We start from the raw sequence: 15,934 nt of genomic DNA on the forward strand, positions 1-15,934 counted from the left end.
GCCGCTTTCGTGTGCGCGGCGTTCCGGAGGTGTGCGGGAGAAGCGCGTGCGCCGCGAGCCCGTACGCGGCGGACGCGCGCGGAAGGCCGTGGGGCGCGGGCTACCAGCCGCGGGCGCGCCACTCCGGAAGGTGCGGGCGCTCGTCGCCGAGCGTCGTGTCGTCGCCGTGGCCGGGGTAGACCCACGTCTCGTCGGGCAGCCGGTCGAACAGCTTCGTCTCCACGTCGTCCAGCAGGCTCGCGAACGCCTCGGGGTCCTCGTGCGTGTTCCCGATCCCGCCGGGGAAGAGGCAGTCCCCGGTGAACAGGTGCGGGGCGCCGTAGGGGTCGTCGTAGACCAGGGCGATGGAGCCCGGGGTGTGCCCGACCAGGTGGCGGGCGGTCAGCTCGACCCGGCCGACGCTGATCGTGTCGCCGTCCTCGACCAGGACGTCGGTCGGCACGGGGATGCCCTCGGCGTCGTGGCGGCCCGCGTACGTCCGGGCGCCGGTCGCCCCGACCACCTCGGCCAGCGCCTGCCAGTGGTCCCCGTGCCGGTGGGTGGTGACGACGGACGCGATGCCGTCGTCACCGATCAGCGTGAGCAGGGTCTCCGGCTCGGCGGCCGCGTCGATCAGCAGCTGCTCGCCGGTGGCCCGGCAGCGCAGCAGGTACGCGTTGTTGTCCATCGCGCCGACGGCGACCTTGGAGATCATCAGGTCCGTCAGTTCGTGCACGCTCGCCGGTCCGCCGACCTTCACCGCTCCGCTGTACGTCATGCGGCTCAGCCTATAGCGGGGGCAGCGAGGGCAGCGGGCCCCCGGCGGCGGTCAGGGCGGAGCCGTCACGGCGCCCGCTGAGCCAGCCCAGCAGCTCGACGGCGGGCCCCTGCACGGTCACCAGCGCGCTCGGGGGGCCGCCGCCCGTGCTCCAGGTGCGGCCGTCCCGGTCGGTGAGGGCGGTGGCGGGCACATTCTCGTCGCCGAGGAACCGGTCGGCCAGAAAGGCGATCTCCCGCTCCACGAACGCGGCGGGCAGGTCCTCCAGCTCGTAGCCGACGCCGAGGTCGACGTGGTGCAGCTCCACCTCGATCCAGCGCCGGAAGGGCACCCGGGCCGCGGAGTCCGTGACCCCGTTGCGCAGGGTGACGGTACGGGTCCAGTCGGCGGGTTCGGCCGCGACGGCGAGGAAGCCCTCCGCACTCTCCCGCAGGTCCTTCAGCTGCTCGGCCGCCGGACGGCCGGCGCCGGCGGCGATGTCGGCGTCGCGGGTTTCGCTGCTCGCGTACATCGGGAGGCCCCGGAGAACATTTCCGAGCGCGTCGGCGTTACGGGAGAGGTGGGTCAGGACATGGCCCCGACTCCATCCGGGCAACCGTGACGCCTCACCGATCGAGGCGTTGTCCAGACGACCGGCTGCGACGAGCAGCCGTTCGGTCGCCCCGCGTACAGCTCCCAGGTCATGCGCATGATCCGTCATGCGGCCGAGCCTAGCTCCGCCACCCGTTCGGGTGAAGGAGCCCGAGGGTAGCCGTAAATCGAATGTGCGTGCTATACGCTCGGAGTCGAAAGCCTCTGACACCGCTGTGGCGCCCCCCATACCCTGGGAGAGGGGCTCAGTTCCCCCGCTTCTCTCTAGAAAGGTGCGGACCGGCGTGGCCGACCGTCTCATCGTCCGTGGCGCGCGCGAGCACAACCTGAAGAACGTCTCGCTCGACCTGCCCCGCGACTCCCTCATCGTCTTCACCGGGCTCTCCGGGTCGGGCAAGTCCTCCCTCGCGTTCGACACGATCTTCGCCGAGGGGCAGCGCCGCTACGTCGAGTCGCTCTCCTCGTACGCCCGGCAGTTCCTCGGGCAGATGGACAAGCCGGACGTGGACTTCATCGAAGGCCTCTCCCCGGCCGTCTCCATCGACCAGAAGTCGACCTCGCGCAATCCGCGCTCGACGGTCGGCACGATCACCGAGGTCTACGACTACCTCCGGCTCCTCTTCGCCCGGATCGGCAAGCCGCACTGCCCCCAGTGCCACCGCCCGATCTCGCGGCAGTCGCCGCAGGCCATCGTCGACAAGGTCCTCGGCCTGCCCGAGGGCAGCCGCTTCCAGGTCCTCTCGCCGCTGGTGCGCGAGCGCAAGGGCGAGTTCGTGGACCTCTTCGCCGACCTCCAGACCAAGGGCTACAGCCGGGCCCGGGTCGACGGCGCCACCATCCAGCTCGCCGAGCCGCCCACGCTGAAGAAGCAGGAGAAGCACACCATCGAGGTGGTCGTCGACCGCCTCACCGTCAAGGAGAGCGCCAAGCGCCGGCTGACCGACTCGGTCGAGACCGCGCTCGGCCTCTCCGGCGGCATGGTGGTGCTCGACTTCGTCGACCTCCCCGAGGACGACCCCGAGCGCGAGCGGATGTACTCCGAGCACCTCTACTGCCCGTACGACGACCTCTCCTTCGAGGAGCTGGAGCCGCGCTCCTTCTCCTTCAACTCGCCCTTCGGCGCCTGCCCGGACTGCACCGGCATCGGCACCCGCATGGAGGTCGACCCGGAGCTGATCGTCCCGGACGAGGAGAAGTCCCTCGACGAGGGCGCGATCCACCCCTGGTCCCACGGCCACACCAAGGAGTACTTCGGCCGCCTGATCGGCGCCCTCTCCGAAGCGCTCGGCTTCCGTACGGACATCCCCTGGGCCGGGCTGCCGCAGCGCGCCAAGAAGGCCCTGCTGTACGGCCACAAGATCCAGACCGAGGTCCGCTACCGCAACCGGTACGGGCGCGAGCGCGCCTACACCACCCCCGCCTTCGAAGGCGCGGTGCAGTTCGTCAAGCGGCGCCACACCGAGGCCGAGAGCGACTCCAGCCGGGAGCGGTTCGAGGGCTACATGCGCGAGGTGCCCTGCCCCACCTGTGAGGGCACCCGCCTCAAGCCGATCGTGCTCGCGGTGACGGTGATGGAGAAGTCCATCGCCGAGGTCTCCGCGATGTCGATCAGCGAGTGCGCCGAGTTCCTCGGCCGCCTCAAGCTGAACGCCCGCGACAAGAAGATCGCCGAGCGGGTGCTCAAGGAGGTCAACGAACGGCTGAAGTTCCTCGTCGACGTCGGCCTGGACTACCTCTCGCTGAACCGCGCGGCCGGCACCCTGTCCGGCGGCGAGGCCCAGCGCATCCGGCTGGCCACCCAGATCGGCTCCGGCCTGGTCGGCGTGCTGTACGTCCTGGACGAGCCCTCCATCGGCCTGCACCAGCGCGACAACCACCGGCTCATCGAGACCCTGGTCCGTCTCCGCGACATGGGCAACACGCTCATCGTCGTCGAGCACGACGAGGACACCATCAAGGTCGCCGACTGGGTCGTCGACATCGGCCCCGGCGCGGGCGAGCACGGCGGCGAGGTCGTCCACTCGGGCTCGCTCAAGGAGCTGCTGGCCAACAAGCAGTCGGTCACCGGCCAGTACCTGTCCGGCAAGCGGTCGATCCCGATGCCGGACGTCCGCCGCCCGGTCGATCCGGCCCGCAGCCTCACGGTGCACGGCGCCCGGGAGAACAACCTCCGGGACATCGACGTCTCCTTCCCGCTCGGCGTCCTCACCGCCGTCACGGGCGTCTCCGGGTCCGGGAAGTCGACCCTGGTCAACGACATCCTCTACACCCACCTGGCCCGCGAGCTGAACGGCGCCAAGTCGGTCCCCGGCCGCCACACGCGGGTCGACGGCGACGACCTGGTCGACAAGGTGGTGCACGTCGACCAGTCCCCGATCGGCCGGACCCCCCGGTCCAACCCGGCGACGTACACCGGGGTCTTCGACCACGTCCGCAAGCTGTTCGCGGAGACGATGGAGGCGAAGGTACGCGGCTATCTGCCGGGCCGCTTCTCCTTCAACGTCAAGGGAGGCCGCTGCGAGAACTGCTCCGGCGACGGCACGATCAAGATCGAGATGAACTTCCTGCCCGACGTGTACGTCCCGTGCGAGGTCTGCCACGGAGCGCGCTACAACCGGGAGACGCTGGAGGTGCACTACAAGGGCAAGTCCATCGCCGAGGTGCTGGACATGCCGATCGAGGAGGGCCTGGAGTTCTTCGAGGCCGTCCCGGCCATCGCCCGCCATCTGCGCACCCTCAACGACGTCGGCCTCGGCTACGTCCGGCTGGGCCAGTCCGCGCCGACCCTCTCCGGCGGCGAGGCGCAGCGCGTCAAGCTGGCGAGCGAGCTCCAGAAGCGCTCCACCGGCCGCACGGTCTACGTCCTGGACGAGCCGACCACCGGTCTGCACTTCGAGGACATCAGCAAGCTGATCACCGTGCTCTCCGGCCTGGTGGACAAGGGCAACACGGTGATCGTCATCGAGCACAACCTCGACGTCGTCAAGACCGCCGACTGGGTCGTCGACATGGGCCCCGAGGGCGGCAGCGGCGGCGGCCTGGTGGTCGCGGAGGGGACGCCGGAGCAGGTCGCCTCGGTTCCCGCCAGCCACACCGGGAAGTTCCTCCAGTCCATCCTGGACCCGGACCGGATCGCGGAGGCCGCGGTGCCCTCGGGCCGCGCGGCGCCCCGCAAGGCGGCCGCCCGCAAGACCGCCCCGGCGAAGAAGGCGGCCGCGAAGAAGACCGCGACGTCCAAGGCGGCGACCGGCAAGGCGGCCGCCGCGAAGAAGACCACCCGCGCCCGCACGTCCTGAGCGCGGCGCCGCCCCGCCCGCCCCTCCCCGGATCGCATACGCCGGCGGGGCGGGCGGGGCGGCCCGGTCGCGGGGCCGCCGAGCCCCGCCGGTATCGTCGGTTCCGTCACCGGGCCACGGGTTCGCCCCCGCCGCCCCTGCCGTCCGGCGGCCGGCCCGCCCCGGTCGCGATCTCTCGTGATCCACCCCGAACAACGACCCGTGGAGTCCCCATGCCCGGTCTGCCCGCCGCCCGCCGTACCGTGCTGAAGGGCGCCGCGCTCGCCGGCGCCGCCGGGCTGGGAGCGGCCGCCTGCTCCACCGATTCCAAGCTCGGCCACGCCGAGAACCCCACCCCCACCGCCCCCGTGGAGCTCGGGGCGGCCTCCGAGGTGCCCGTCGGCGGGGCCAGGCTCTACCGCGAGCAGCGCCTCGTCGTCGTCTGCCCGGCCAAGGGCGAGTACAAGGCGTTCAGCGCCCAGTGCACCCACGGCGGCTGTGTCCTGGACAAGGTCGAAGGCACCGAGGGCCACTGCCCCTGCCACGGCAGCCGCTTCGACATGACCACCGGCAAGCCGGTGAAGGGCCCGGCCACCGTGCCGCTGCCCGCCGTGCCGGTCACCGCCGAGGGCGGAAAGCTCGTCGCGGGCCCCGGCGCCTGACCAGGGCTCATCGGACCCCGAGAGCCCCGGTCCCGCCCCACCCGGTCCGGCCCGACCCCGCCGCACCCGGCGGCCGGCCCGACGGTGTCCGCGCGTGTCCGAGCGGTGAGGGGCCGCGCCCCGGCCCCTCACTCCCAGTCCCAGTCGATCCCGATCAGCCCCGGCCGTACGCCCTCCTCCACCAGGTGCACGGTCCGGTGCCGGCCGGTCAGGGTGAGGTCCTCGCGCGAGCCGCGCGCCGACCCCGCCGACGCCTGGGCGAAGCGGCGGCACCGTACCGGGAGCGCCGCCTCGTCGAAGCCGACCTGGAGCACGTACTGGCCGCCCCCGAAGGTGAAGCCGCGCACGTACTCGTCGCCGGCCCCGCCCGTGCCGTCCTCGAAGCCGTAGCCGAAGAGGTACGTCTCGCCCGACCGCAGCCGGGTGTCGAACAACAGCTCCGCCACCACCACCCCCGCCTCCCGGTCCCAGCGGACCCGCCCCGTCCGGCAGTTCTCCAGGGCCCGCACCACGACCCGCGACGGCTCGCACCCCGGGTCGCCCCGGTGCACGGCGAGATAGCGGTCCACGCCGTCGCGGTGCGCGCGCACCACGTGCCGGGAGGTGCGGCCCGCCAGCTCCCGGCGGGCCCCGATCCGTACCCGTTCCTGGTGCCCCACCGTGTGCAGACCGCCGTCCACCGGTGACTCCATGGCCGCGAGAAGCCGCTCCACCGACCCGGACGCCTCCACCAGCGACCGGTACGAACGCCCCGCCGGGCGGTCCCCCTCCGCCGGAACGCCGCCGTCGCGCAGCAGCCGCAGCAGCGAGTCGGCCGGCAGCGACAGCACTTCCTCCAGCGCCCGCACGGCCCGCAGCGACTCGGGCCGCCGGGGGCGCCGCGCACCCTGCTGCCAGTAGCTGAGACTGGTCACCCCGAGCTTGACGCCCCGGTGCGCCAGATGGTGCTGCACCCGCTGGAGCGGGAGCCCGCGCACCGACAGAGCCGTGCGCAACGCCAGGTGGAACGGGCCCGTCCGCAGCACTTGCGCCAGTTCGGTCTCGGTCTGCCGCACGGCGGGCCTCCGGTGAACGTTCACGTGGGGAGCGGCGACACCGCCCGCCGGGGACGCGGGGGAGCAGGTGACCGGGACCGGGCCGTTCACACGGACGCCGCGCCGTTCACACCGTGATGTCACCTCGCATTGAAGCGTGTTGACCTGCTCCGGACAACGCCGGATGCTCATCGTCAGCGTCCGGACGCGCTCCTCCGATCCCCACCCCCGCATTGGGAGGAACGCCATGCGCACCCGAAGAGTCAAGCCCGGAAGGTCCTCGTTCACCGCCCTCCTGGCCGCCGTCCTGCTCGCCGTCCCCGCGGGCACCGCCACCGCGGCCCAGTCCCCGGACGCAGCGGAGTCCACCGTCGCCGCCGCCCAGCGGCTCGACATCACCATGCAGGCGCAGCAGCAGACCAACTGGTGCTGGGCGGCCGGCGGCAACACCATCGCCGCCTGGTTCGGCCGCGCCCACAGCCAGAACCAGTTCTGCAACGCCGCCTTCAACCGGAGCCAGAACACGCAGTGCCCCAACGCGCAGGCCACCCTCGGCAACGTCCAGACCGGTCTGTCCTGGGCCGGAGTCAGGCCCGGCAGCTACGTCACCGGCTGGCTGCGCTACCCGACCGTGCAGACCGAGATCTCCGCCCGGCGGCCGATCGAGACCCGTATCCAGTGGTCGTCCGGCGGCGGCCACATGCACGTCGTCCACGGGTACGACGACGCCGGCAGCTGGGTCCACTGGGGCGACCCGTGGCCCTCCAGCAACCGCTACAACTGGGCCTCGCACGCCTGGTACGTGAACAACAACGAGTTCTCCTGGACCCACTCGCTCTACCGGATCGGGGCGTGAGGACATGAACTCCACCACCCGCCGCACCGGCACCACGCGCCGCGTTGCCGCCGCCACCGCGCTGACCGGCGCGGCCCTGCTCGCCGCCGCCGCTCCCGCCCTCGCCGACGACGGCCGCCCCGCCCCGGTGAAGCTGACCGCCACCACCCTCGAAGCCGCCCACGACGCGGCCACCACGCCCGCGGTCCTCCACACCCTCTCCCGGTTCTTCGCCCGCGAGGGCGCCGCGAGCGCGAAGGCGAGCACCCCCCGGATCGAGGGGAAGGCCGTCCCCGTCCGCACCCTCTCCGCCGCCTTCGTGGCCGGCAGGCCCGGGGCGGCCCCGAGCACCCTGGACCACCTCGCCAGCACCGCCGTCTCCGCGGACGGCCGGAAGGCGTCCCTGTGGACGGTCCCCGGGGCGGACGGCGGCGACTGGCAGGTGGTGAACATCGCCACCGGCGACGACGAGGCACGCTACGTCGCCCAGGGGGCCCGCGTGCTGCCCGGCGGCACCGTCTTCCGTGAACCGCAGATCGACGCCTGGTACGTCCACGACGGCTCCCGGGTCCTGCCGCTGGACGAGGACGCGAAGACCGCCGTGGGGGTGGAGGGTGCCACGCTCGACGCCTACCGGGACCGGGTCGGGAAGGCGTACGGCGACAAGCTGCCCGGCTCCGGCTACGCCCGGTCCGGCAAGGCGGGCGGCTACGGTCCCGAAGCGCCCGCCTCGCCGGACCGGGCCGCCGCCGAGGACCGGGCCCCCGCCCCGGCCCCGGACACCGCCCCGGCCGCCCCGGACACCGCCGACCACGCCGCGCGCCCCGTGCGCGCCGGTACGGCCGCCGGCTCCCCGGACACGGCCCTCACCGCCGTCTCGGCCACCGCCGGGGCCGGGGCGGCGCTCGCCCTGGCGCTGACCGGGGCCGCCGCGCTCCGCCGGCGCCGCCGTACCGGGCGGTCCCCGGCCGCGGACGGCTGAGCCGAGGCCCCGCAGGACCGCGCTCCGGGGTGCGCACACCCCTCCCCGGCGCCCCGGAGCGCGGCACCGCCCCCGGCGACACATGAGGACGAGGCGCTGTCACCGCCCGCAAGTAGGGTGTGAGACATGGCAGACCCCTCCAGCTACCGCCCCAAGCCGGGACAGATCCCCGACTCCCCGGGGGTCTACAAATTCCGCGACGAGCACCGCCGGGTGATCTACGTCGGGAAGGCCAAGAACCTGCGCCAGCGCGTGGCCAACTACTTCCAGGACCTGGCCAACCTCCATCCGCGTACGCGCACGATGGTGACCACCGCCGCCTCCGTCGAGTGGACGGTCGTCTCCACCGAGGTCGAGGCGCTCCAGCTGGAGTACTCCTGGATCAAGGAGTTCGACCCGCGGTTCAACGTCAAGTACCGGGACGACAAGAGCTATCCGTACCTCGCGGTCACGCTCGACGAGGAGTTCCCCCGCGTCCAGGTCATGCGCGGCGCGAAGAAGAAGGGGGTGCGCTACTTCGGCCCCTACGGCCACGCCTGGGCCATCCGCGAGACGGTCGACCTGATGCTGCGGGTCTTCCCCGTCCGCACCTGCTCCGCCGGGGTCTTCAAGAACGCCGAGCGCACCGGCCGCCCCTGCCTGCTGGGCTATATCGGCAAGTGCTCGGCCCCCTGCGTCGGCCGGGTGACCCCCGAGGAGCACCGCGAGCTGGCCGAGGACTTCTGCGACTTCATGGCGGGCCGCACCGGCGCCTACATCCGCCGCCTGGAGAAGGAGATGACGCGGGCGGCCGAGGAGATGGAGTACGAGCGGGCCGCCCGCCTCCGCGACGACGTCGGGGCGCTCAAGCGGGCCATGGAGAAGAGCGCCGTCGTCCTCGCCGACGCCACCGACGCCGACCTGATCGCCGTCGCCGAGGACGAGCTGGAGGCCGCCCTCCAGATCTTCCACGTGCGCGGCGGCCGGGTGCGCGGCCAGCGCGGCTGGGTCACCGACAAGGTCGAGGCGGTCGACACCTCCGGCCTCGTCGAACACGCCCTCCAGCAGTTGTACGGGGAGGAGCGCGGCGACGCCGTCCCCAAGGAGGTCCTGGTCCCCGCCCTGCCGGAGGACCCCGAAGCGGTCTCCCAGTGGCTCGCCGAGCGCCGGGGCTCCCAGGTCAGCCTGCGCATCCCGCAGCGCGGCGACAAGAAGGACCTGATGGCCACGGTCCAGCGCAACGCCCAGCAGGCGCTCGGACTGCACAAGACCAAGCGCGCCTCCGACCTGACCACCCGCTCCCGCGCCCTGGAGGAGATCGCCGAGGCGCTGGGCCTGGACGCCGCCCCGCTGCGCATCGAGTGCTACGACGTCTCCCACCTCCAGGGCGACGACGTGGTGGCCTCCATGGTGGTCTTCGAGGACGGGCTCGCCCGCAAGAGCGAGTACCGCCGCTTCCAGATCAAGGGCTTCGAGGGCCAGGACGACGTCCGCTCGATGCACGAGGTGATCGGCCGCCGCTTCAAGCGCTACCTCCAGGAGAAGGAGCGCACGGGGGAGTGGGAGGAGCAGCCCCCGTCCGGCTCCGGCCCGGCCGCCACCGGACCCGCTGCCACCGGACCCGCCGGTTCCGGCCCCGCGCCGAGCGGCCCCGTCCCCGCCCCGGACGACGCGACCGAGCCCCGGGAGGACGACGGCCGGCCCAGGCGGTTCGCCTACCCGCCGCAGCTCGTCGTCGTCGACGGCGGGCAGCCCCAGGTCGCCGCCGCCCAGCGCGCCCTGGACGAGCTGGGCATCGACGACATCGCCGTCTGCGGCCTCGCCAAGCGGCTCGAAGAGGTCTGGCTCCCCGACGACGACGATCCCGTCGTCCTGCCCCGCTCCAGCGAGGGCCTCTACCTCCTCCAGCGCATCCGGGACGAGGCCCACCGCTTCGCCATCACCTACCAGCGCGCCAAGCGCGCCAAGCGCATCCGCTCCAGCCCCCTCGACGACGTGGCCGGCCTCGGCGAGACCCGGAAGCAGGCGCTGATCAAGCATTTCGGCTCGGTGAAGAAGCTCCGGCAGGCGACAATCGACGAGATCTGCGAGGTCCCCGGGGTAGGGCGCAGGACGGCGGAATCGGTGGCCGTCGCCCTCGCCGCCACCGCGCCCGCGGGGCCTGCCGTGAACACGGCCACAGGAGAGATCATCGAAGAGGACGACGGGGGCAGCTCATGACCGAGAACAGCCGCACGACCGCCCAGAACGCCGCAGAACGAGCAGACGGAGCACCAGACGTGAGTACGAACATCCCGAACGAGACCGGCGAGGCGGCCATCCCCGAGCTGGTGATCATCTCCGGGATGTCGGGCGCCGGCCGCAGCACCGCCGCCAAGTGCCTGGAGGACCTCGGCTGGTTCGTCGTCGACAACCTGCCGCCCGCCCTGATCCCCACCATGGTGGAGCTCGGCGCCCGCTCGCAGGGCAACGTGGCCCGGATCGCCGTCGTCGTCGACGTGCGCGGCCGCCGCTTCTTCGACAACCTCCGCGAATCGCTCGCGGACCTGGAGGCCAAGCACGTCACCCGGCGGATCGTCTTCCTGGAGTCCTCCGACGACGCCCTGGTCCGCCGCTTCGAGTCCGTCCGCCGCCCGCACCCCCTCCAGGGCGACGGGCGCATCGTCGACGGCATCGCGGCCGAACGCGACCTCCTGCGCGAGCTGCGCGGCGACGCCGACCTGGTCATCGACACCTCCAGCCTCAACGTGCACGAGCTGCGGGCCAAGATGGACGCCCAGTTCGCGGGCGAGTCGGAGCCGGAGCTGCGGGCCACGGTGATGTCCTTCGGCTACAAGTACGGCCTGCCCGTCGACGCCGACCTCGTCGTCGACTGCCGTTTCCTGCCCAACCCGCACTGGGTTCCCGAGCTGCGCCCCTTCACCGGGGTCAACGCGGAGGTGTCGGACTACGTCTTCGACCAGCCGGGCGCCAAGGAGTTCCTCAACCAGTACACGGAGCTGCTCCAGCTGATCGCCGCGGGCTACCGCCGCGAGGGCAAGCGGTACGTGACCATCGCGGTCGGCTGCACCGGTGGCAAGCACCGCTCCGTCGCCATGTCGGAGAAGCTCTCCGCCCGGCTGGCCGCCGAAGGCATCGAGACCGTCCTCGTCCACCGTGACATGGGGCGAGAGTGACCGGACGCAATCTGCGGATGCGGCGCCTGAGCCGCGCCGGTTCGGCGCTCTCCGGCCGCAAACGCGGTGCTCAGCCCAAGGTCGTCGCGCTCGGCGGCGGCATGGGCCTCTCGGCGTCCCTGACGGCGCTGCGCCGGATCACCGGCGATCTCACGGCCGTGGTCACCGTCGCCGACGACGGCGGCTCCAGCGGCCGGCTGCGCGAGGAGCTGGGGGTGCTGCCCCCCGGCGACCTGCGCAAGGCGCTGGCGGCGCTGTGCGGCGACGACGACTGGGGCCGCACCTGGTCCCGGGTCGTCCAGCACCGCTTCGAGTCCCAGGGCGAACTGCACGGGCACGCCGTCGGCAACCTGCTGATCGTCGCCCTCTGGGAGCAGCTCGGGGATCCCGTCCAGGCGCTCGACCTGGTGGGCAGGCTGCTCGGCGCGCACGGCCGGGTGCTGCCGATGTCGGCGGTCCCGCTGGAGCTCCAGGCGCTGGTCAAGGGCCACGACCCGGAGCTGCCCGACGCGATCGTCACCGTGCGGGGCCAGGCGACCGTGGCGCTCACCCCCGGCGAGGTGCAGTCCGTGCACGTGGTCCCGCCCGACCCGCCGGCCGTCCCGGAGGCGGTGGAAGCGGTCCTGGACGCCGACTGGGTGGTGCTCGGCCCCGGCTCCTGGTTCTCCTCCGTGATCCCGCACCTCCTCGTGCCCGAACTGCTCGACGCCCTGGTGACCACCAAGGCCCGCAAGGTCCTCTCGCTGAACCTCGCCCCCCAGCCCGGTGAAACAGAAGGCTTCTCACCGCAGCGTCATGTGGAGGTTTTGGGGCGACACGCCCCTAAACTCGCCTTGGACGTGGTGCTGGCCGACGAGGCCGCCGTGCCCGATCGCGGCTCCCTGGCGGACGCCGCCCAGCGGCTCGGCGCCGCGGTCGAGCTGGCGCCGGTGGCATCGCCCGACGGCGTTCCGGTCCATGATCAGGAGCTGTTGGCCGCCGCGTACGACCGTATTTTTCGGATGCATGGAAGGATCGGCCCATGGCGATGACGCCAGCGGTGAAGAACGAAATCTCTCATCTTCCCGTCACCCGGACCTGCTGCAGGAAGGCGGAGGTCTCGGCGATTCTTCGGTTCGCGGGCGGGCTGCACCTGGTGAGCGGCCGGATTGTGATCGAGGCGGAGCTGGACACCGGCAACGCCGCCCGCCGCCTCAAGCGCGACATCCTGGAGATCTTCGGGCACAGCTCGGAGCTGATCGTGATGGCCCCCGGCGGCCTGCGGCGCGGCTCGCGGTACGTCGTACGGGTGGTGGCGGGCGGCGACCAGCTGGCCCGCCAGACCGGACTGGTCGACGGCCGCGGCCGCCCGATCCGGGGTCTGCCCCCGCAGGTGGTCTCGGGGGCCACCTGCGATGCCGAGGCGGCCTGGCGCGGCGCGTTCCTCGCCCACGGCTCGCTCACCGAGCCCGGCCGTTCCTCCTCCCTGGAGGTCACCTGCCCGGGGCCCGAGGCGGCCCTCGCCCTGGTCGGAGCGGCCCGCCGGCTCTCCATCGCCGCCAAGGCGCGCGAGGTGCGCGGCGTGGACCGCGTCGTGGTCCGCGACGGCGACGCGATCGGCGCCCTGCTGACCCGGCTGGGCGCACACGACGCGGTGCTCGCCTGGGAGGAGCGGCGGATGCGGCGCGAGGTCCGCGCCACGGCCAACCGGCTCGCCAACTTCGACGACGCCAACCTGCGCCGCTCGGCCCGCGCCGCGGTCGCCGCCGGGGCCCGGGTGGGCCGTGCGCTGGAGATCCTCGGCGAGGAAGTGCCCGAGCACCTCGCCGCCGCGGGACGGCTGCGCATGGAGCACAAGCAGGCGTCCCTGGAGGAGCTGGGCGCCCTCGCCGACCCGCCGCTGACCAAGGACGCCGTGGCCGGCCGGATCCGCCGGCTGCTGGCGATGGCCGACAAGCGGGCCCAGGACCTCGGCATCCCGGGGACCGAGTCGACCCTCAGCGAGGAGATGGCCGACGGGCTGGTCGGCTGAGCGGACGTCCCCCGGCGGCCGTCCGCCGACTCCGGGGCGGGCGGGGGACGTCGGTCCCGGCCGGTCGTGACCGAGGTCCCGGACCCGGCGCGACCCGGACCCCCGCCCGGTGAAACGGAGGCGCGTGATCCTACCGGCGAGTACGGACCTCCGGCCGTATCCGGTGGCGCGGAGGGGCCCTCTCGATGTCACCTCCCGGCCCCTGGAGAGGTAGGGTCGGAAGCGGTCGGGGACATCCCTATACAACTCGCCGGCGTCGAAAACCGGCGTACCTAACGAGGAGATCGGTTCGTGACGATCCGCGTAGGCATCAACGGCTTCGGCCGCATCGGTCGCAACTACTTCCGCGCGCTGCTCGAGCAGGGTGCGGACATCGAGATCGTGGCTGTCAACGACCTGGGTGACACTGCGACCACGGCCCACCTGCTGAAGTACGACACCATCCTGGGTCGTCTCAAGGCAGAGGTCAGCCACACCGCCGACACCATCACCGTCGATGGTCACACCATCAAGGTGCTCTCCGAGCGCAACCCGGCCGACATCCCCTGGGGTGAGCTGGGCGTCGACATCGTCATCGAGTCGACCGGCATCTTCACCAAGAAGGCCGACGCCGAGAAGCACATCGCGGGCGGCGCCAAGAAGGTCCTCATCTCGGCTCCGGCCAAGGACGAGGACATCACCATCGTCATGGGCGTCAACCAGGACGAGTACGACGCGGCCCAGCACAACGTCATCTCCAACGCCTCCTGCACCACCAACTGCGTGGCGCCGATGGCCAAGGTCCTCGACGAGAACTTCGGGATCGTCAAGGGTCTGATGACGACGGTCCACGCGTACACGAACGACCAGCGCATCCTGGACTTCCCGCACAAGGACCTGCGTCGCGCCCGCGCCGCGGCCGAGAACATCATCCCGACCACCACCGGCGCCGCGAAGGCCACCGCCCTGGTCCTCCCGCAGCTCAAGGGCAAGCTCGACGGCATGGCGATGCGCGTCCCGGTCCCGACCGGCTCCGCCACCGACCTCGTCGTGACCCTGTCGCGCGAGGTCACCAAGGACGAGGTCAACGCCGCGTTCAAGAAGGCGGCCGACGACGGCGCGCTCAAGGGCTTCCTGACGTACACCGAGGACCCGATCGTCTCCTCGGACATCGTCGGAGACCCGTCGTCCTGCACCTTCGACTCCGCCATGACCATGGTCCAGGAGGGGACGTCGGTGAAGATCCTCGGCTGGTACGACAACGAGTGGGGCTACTCCAACCGCCTCGTCGACCTCACGGTCTTCGTCGGCGAGCAGCTCTGATCCTCGGGGTCGGCGGCACCACGATGTGAGTAAGGGGCTCGACCGGCGCAACGACGCGCCGGTCGAGCCTCTTAGCATGTTCATCCGTCCTTGCAAGGAGTAACGGAAGACCAGATGAAGACGATCGACGAACTTCTCGCCGAAGGGGTCGCGGGCAAGCGGGTATTCGTCCGCGCCGACCTCAATGTGCCGTTGGACGGCACCAGGATCACCGACGACGGCCGTATCCGCGCCGTCGTCCCGACGATCGCCAAGCTCGCCGAGGCCGGCGCGCGCGTCGTCGTCGCCTCCCACCTCGGCCGCCCCAAGGGCGCCCCGGACCCGGCCTTCTCGCTGGCGCCCGTCGCCGCCCGTCTGGGCGAACTCCTCGGCGCCGACGTCGCCTTCGCCACCGACACGGTCGGCGAGTCCGCCCGCGCCGCGGTCGCCGGCCTCGCGGACGGCCAGGTCGCGCTCGTCGAGAACCTCCGCTTCAACCCCGGTGAGACGTCCAAGGACGACGCCGAGCGCGGCGCCTTCGCCGCCCGGCTGGCCGAGCTCGCCGACGTCTACGTGGGCGACGGCTTCGGCGCGGTGCACCGCAAGCACGCCTCGGTCTACGACCTCCCGGCCCGGCTCCCGCACTACGCGGGCTACCTGATCGCCACCGAGGTCGGCGTCCTCAAGAAGCTCACCACCGACGTCGAGCGGCCCTACGCCGTCGTACTCGGCGGCGCCAAGGTCTCCGACAAGCTCGGCGTGATCGACCACCTGCTGGAGCGGGCCGACCGCATCCTCATCGGCGGCGGCATGGCGTACACCTTCCTCAAGGCCCAGGGGTACGAGGTCGGCAGTTCGCTGCTCCAGGAGGACCAGATCCCGGCCGTCCAGGAGTACCTGCGGCGCGCCGAGGAGAAGGGCGTGGAGTTCGTCCTCCCTGTCGACGTCGTGGTCGCCCCCTCCTTCCCGGACTTGAAGACCAAGGCCCCGGCCCATCCCACCACCGTCGCCGCCGACGCCATGCCGGCCGGCCAGATGGGGCTGGACAACGGACCCGAGACCAACAAGCTCTACGCATCGAAGCTCGCCGACGCGGCCACCGTCTTCTGGAACGGCCCGATGGGCGTCTTCGAGCACCCCGACTTCGCCGACGGCACCCGCGCGGTCGCCCAGGCGCTCGTCGACTCCCCGGCCTTCAGCGTCGTTGGCGGCGGCGACTCCGCCGCGGCCGTCCGCATCCTGGGCTTCGACGAGAATGCTTTCGGACACATTTCGACCGGTGGCGGCGCGAGCCTCGAATACCTCGAGGGCAAGACGCTTCCCGGGCTCGCCGCACTGGAGGACTGACCTT

The 15,934-nt window shown here is 72.2% G+C and carries 13 protein-coding genes; 10 read left to right on the forward strand and 3 right to left on the reverse strand.

All coding sequences use genetic code 11. The annotated features are described in order from the left end of the window. Window positions 1–100 precede the first annotated feature (100 nt). Both ACH4K1_RS10585 and ACH4K1_RS10590 read right to left on the reverse strand, forming a co-directional pair. Window positions 101–757 (reverse strand): MBL fold metallo-hydrolase, encoded by a 657-nt coding sequence (locus tag ACH4K1_RS10585; protein WP_398088373.1) that lies wholly within the window; start codon window positions 755–757, stop codon window positions 101–103. Window positions 758–767: 10 nt separating this feature from the next. Further along, complete coding sequence (locus ACH4K1_RS10590) at window positions 768–1,457, reverse strand: maleylpyruvate isomerase family mycothiol-dependent enzyme (RefSeq protein WP_398088375.1); 690 nt, start codon at window positions 1,455–1,457, stop codon at window positions 768–770. 175 nt (window positions 1,458–1,632) lie between these two features. Between ACH4K1_RS10590 and uvrA the strand changes: the two genes are divergently transcribed. After that, window positions 1,633–4,644 carry an excinuclease ABC subunit UvrA gene (uvrA, locus tag ACH4K1_RS10595; RefSeq protein WP_398088376.1) on the forward strand — a complete coding sequence of 1,004 codons (3,012 nt, stop codon included), beginning with the start codon at window positions 1,633–1,635 and terminating at the stop codon, window positions 4,642–4,644. Between the two features lie 212 nt (window positions 4,645–4,856). Next, window positions 4,857–5,285, forward strand: a complete 429-nt coding sequence (locus tag ACH4K1_RS10600) for a Rieske (2Fe-2S) protein (protein ID WP_398088377.1) — start codon at window positions 4,857–4,859, stop codon at window positions 5,283–5,285. A 128-nt stretch (window positions 5,286–5,413) separates the two neighbouring features. On the opposite strand, the gene ACH4K1_RS10605 is transcribed toward ACH4K1_RS10600, so the two are convergent. Beyond that, the gene (locus tag ACH4K1_RS10605; protein ID WP_398088378.1) at window positions 5,414–6,340 is read right to left on the reverse strand and encodes a hypothetical protein; all 927 of its coding nucleotides are present in this window, start codon (window positions 6,338–6,340) and stop codon (window positions 5,414–5,416) included. Window positions 6,341–6,566: 226 nt separating this feature from the next. On the opposite strand from ACH4K1_RS10605, the gene ACH4K1_RS10610 reads away from it, so the two are divergent. The 8 genes from ACH4K1_RS10610 to ACH4K1_RS10645 all read left to right on the forward strand — a co-directional run bounded on the left by ACH4K1_RS10610 (window position 6,567) and on the right by ACH4K1_RS10645 (window position 15,930). Next, window positions 6,567–7,175: a papain-like cysteine protease family protein gene (locus tag ACH4K1_RS10610; RefSeq protein ID WP_398088379.1), complete on the forward strand. Its 609-nt coding sequence runs from the start codon at window positions 6,567–6,569 to the stop codon at window positions 7,173–7,175. Between the two features lie 4 nt (window positions 7,176–7,179). After that, a complete protein-coding gene (locus ACH4K1_RS10615) occupies window positions 7,180–8,136 on the forward strand; it encodes a hypothetical protein (RefSeq protein ID WP_398088380.1) in 957 nt (318 codons plus the stop codon). A gap of 126 nt (window positions 8,137–8,262) precedes the next feature. Then, window positions 8,263–10,335, forward strand: coding sequence for an excinuclease ABC subunit UvrC (uvrC, locus tag ACH4K1_RS10620; protein ID WP_398088382.1), 2,073 nt, complete (start codon window positions 8,263–8,265; stop codon window positions 10,333–10,335). Continuing rightward, window positions 10,332–11,291, forward strand: a complete 960-nt coding sequence (rapZ, locus tag ACH4K1_RS10625) for an RNase adapter RapZ (RefSeq protein WP_398088383.1) — start codon at window positions 10,332–10,334, stop codon at window positions 11,289–11,291. The genes uvrC and rapZ overlap by 4 nt, the downstream gene beginning before the upstream one ends. Further along, window positions 11,288–12,322 (forward strand): uridine diphosphate-N-acetylglucosamine-binding protein YvcK, encoded by a 1,035-nt coding sequence (gene yvcK, locus ACH4K1_RS10630; protein WP_398088384.1) that lies wholly within the window; start codon window positions 11,288–11,290, stop codon window positions 12,320–12,322. Before rapZ ends, yvcK begins: the two co-directional genes overlap by 4 nt. After that, on the forward strand, window positions 12,313–13,302 hold the full coding sequence (gene whiA, locus ACH4K1_RS10635; protein WP_073769164.1) for a DNA-binding protein WhiA: 990 nt from the start codon (window positions 12,313–12,315) through the stop codon (window positions 13,300–13,302). The genes yvcK and whiA overlap by 10 nt, the downstream gene beginning before the upstream one ends. A gap of 291 nt (window positions 13,303–13,593) precedes the next feature. Continuing rightward, the gene (gene gap / locus ACH4K1_RS10640; RefSeq protein ID WP_228993138.1) at window positions 13,594–14,604 is read left to right on the forward strand and encodes a type I glyceraldehyde-3-phosphate dehydrogenase; all 1,011 of its coding nucleotides are present in this window, start codon (window positions 13,594–13,596) and stop codon (window positions 14,602–14,604) included. A gap of 114 nt (window positions 14,605–14,718) precedes the next feature. Next, entirely contained in the window at window positions 14,719–15,930 is a 1,212-nt protein-coding gene (locus ACH4K1_RS10645) for a phosphoglycerate kinase (RefSeq protein WP_398088387.1), read from the forward strand. Window positions 15,931–15,934 lie beyond the last annotated feature (4 nt).

It is taken from the genome of Streptomyces sp. NPDC017448 (assembly GCF_044330565.1).
Lineage (GTDB): Bacteria > Actinomycetota > Actinomycetes > Streptomycetales > Streptomycetaceae > Streptomyces.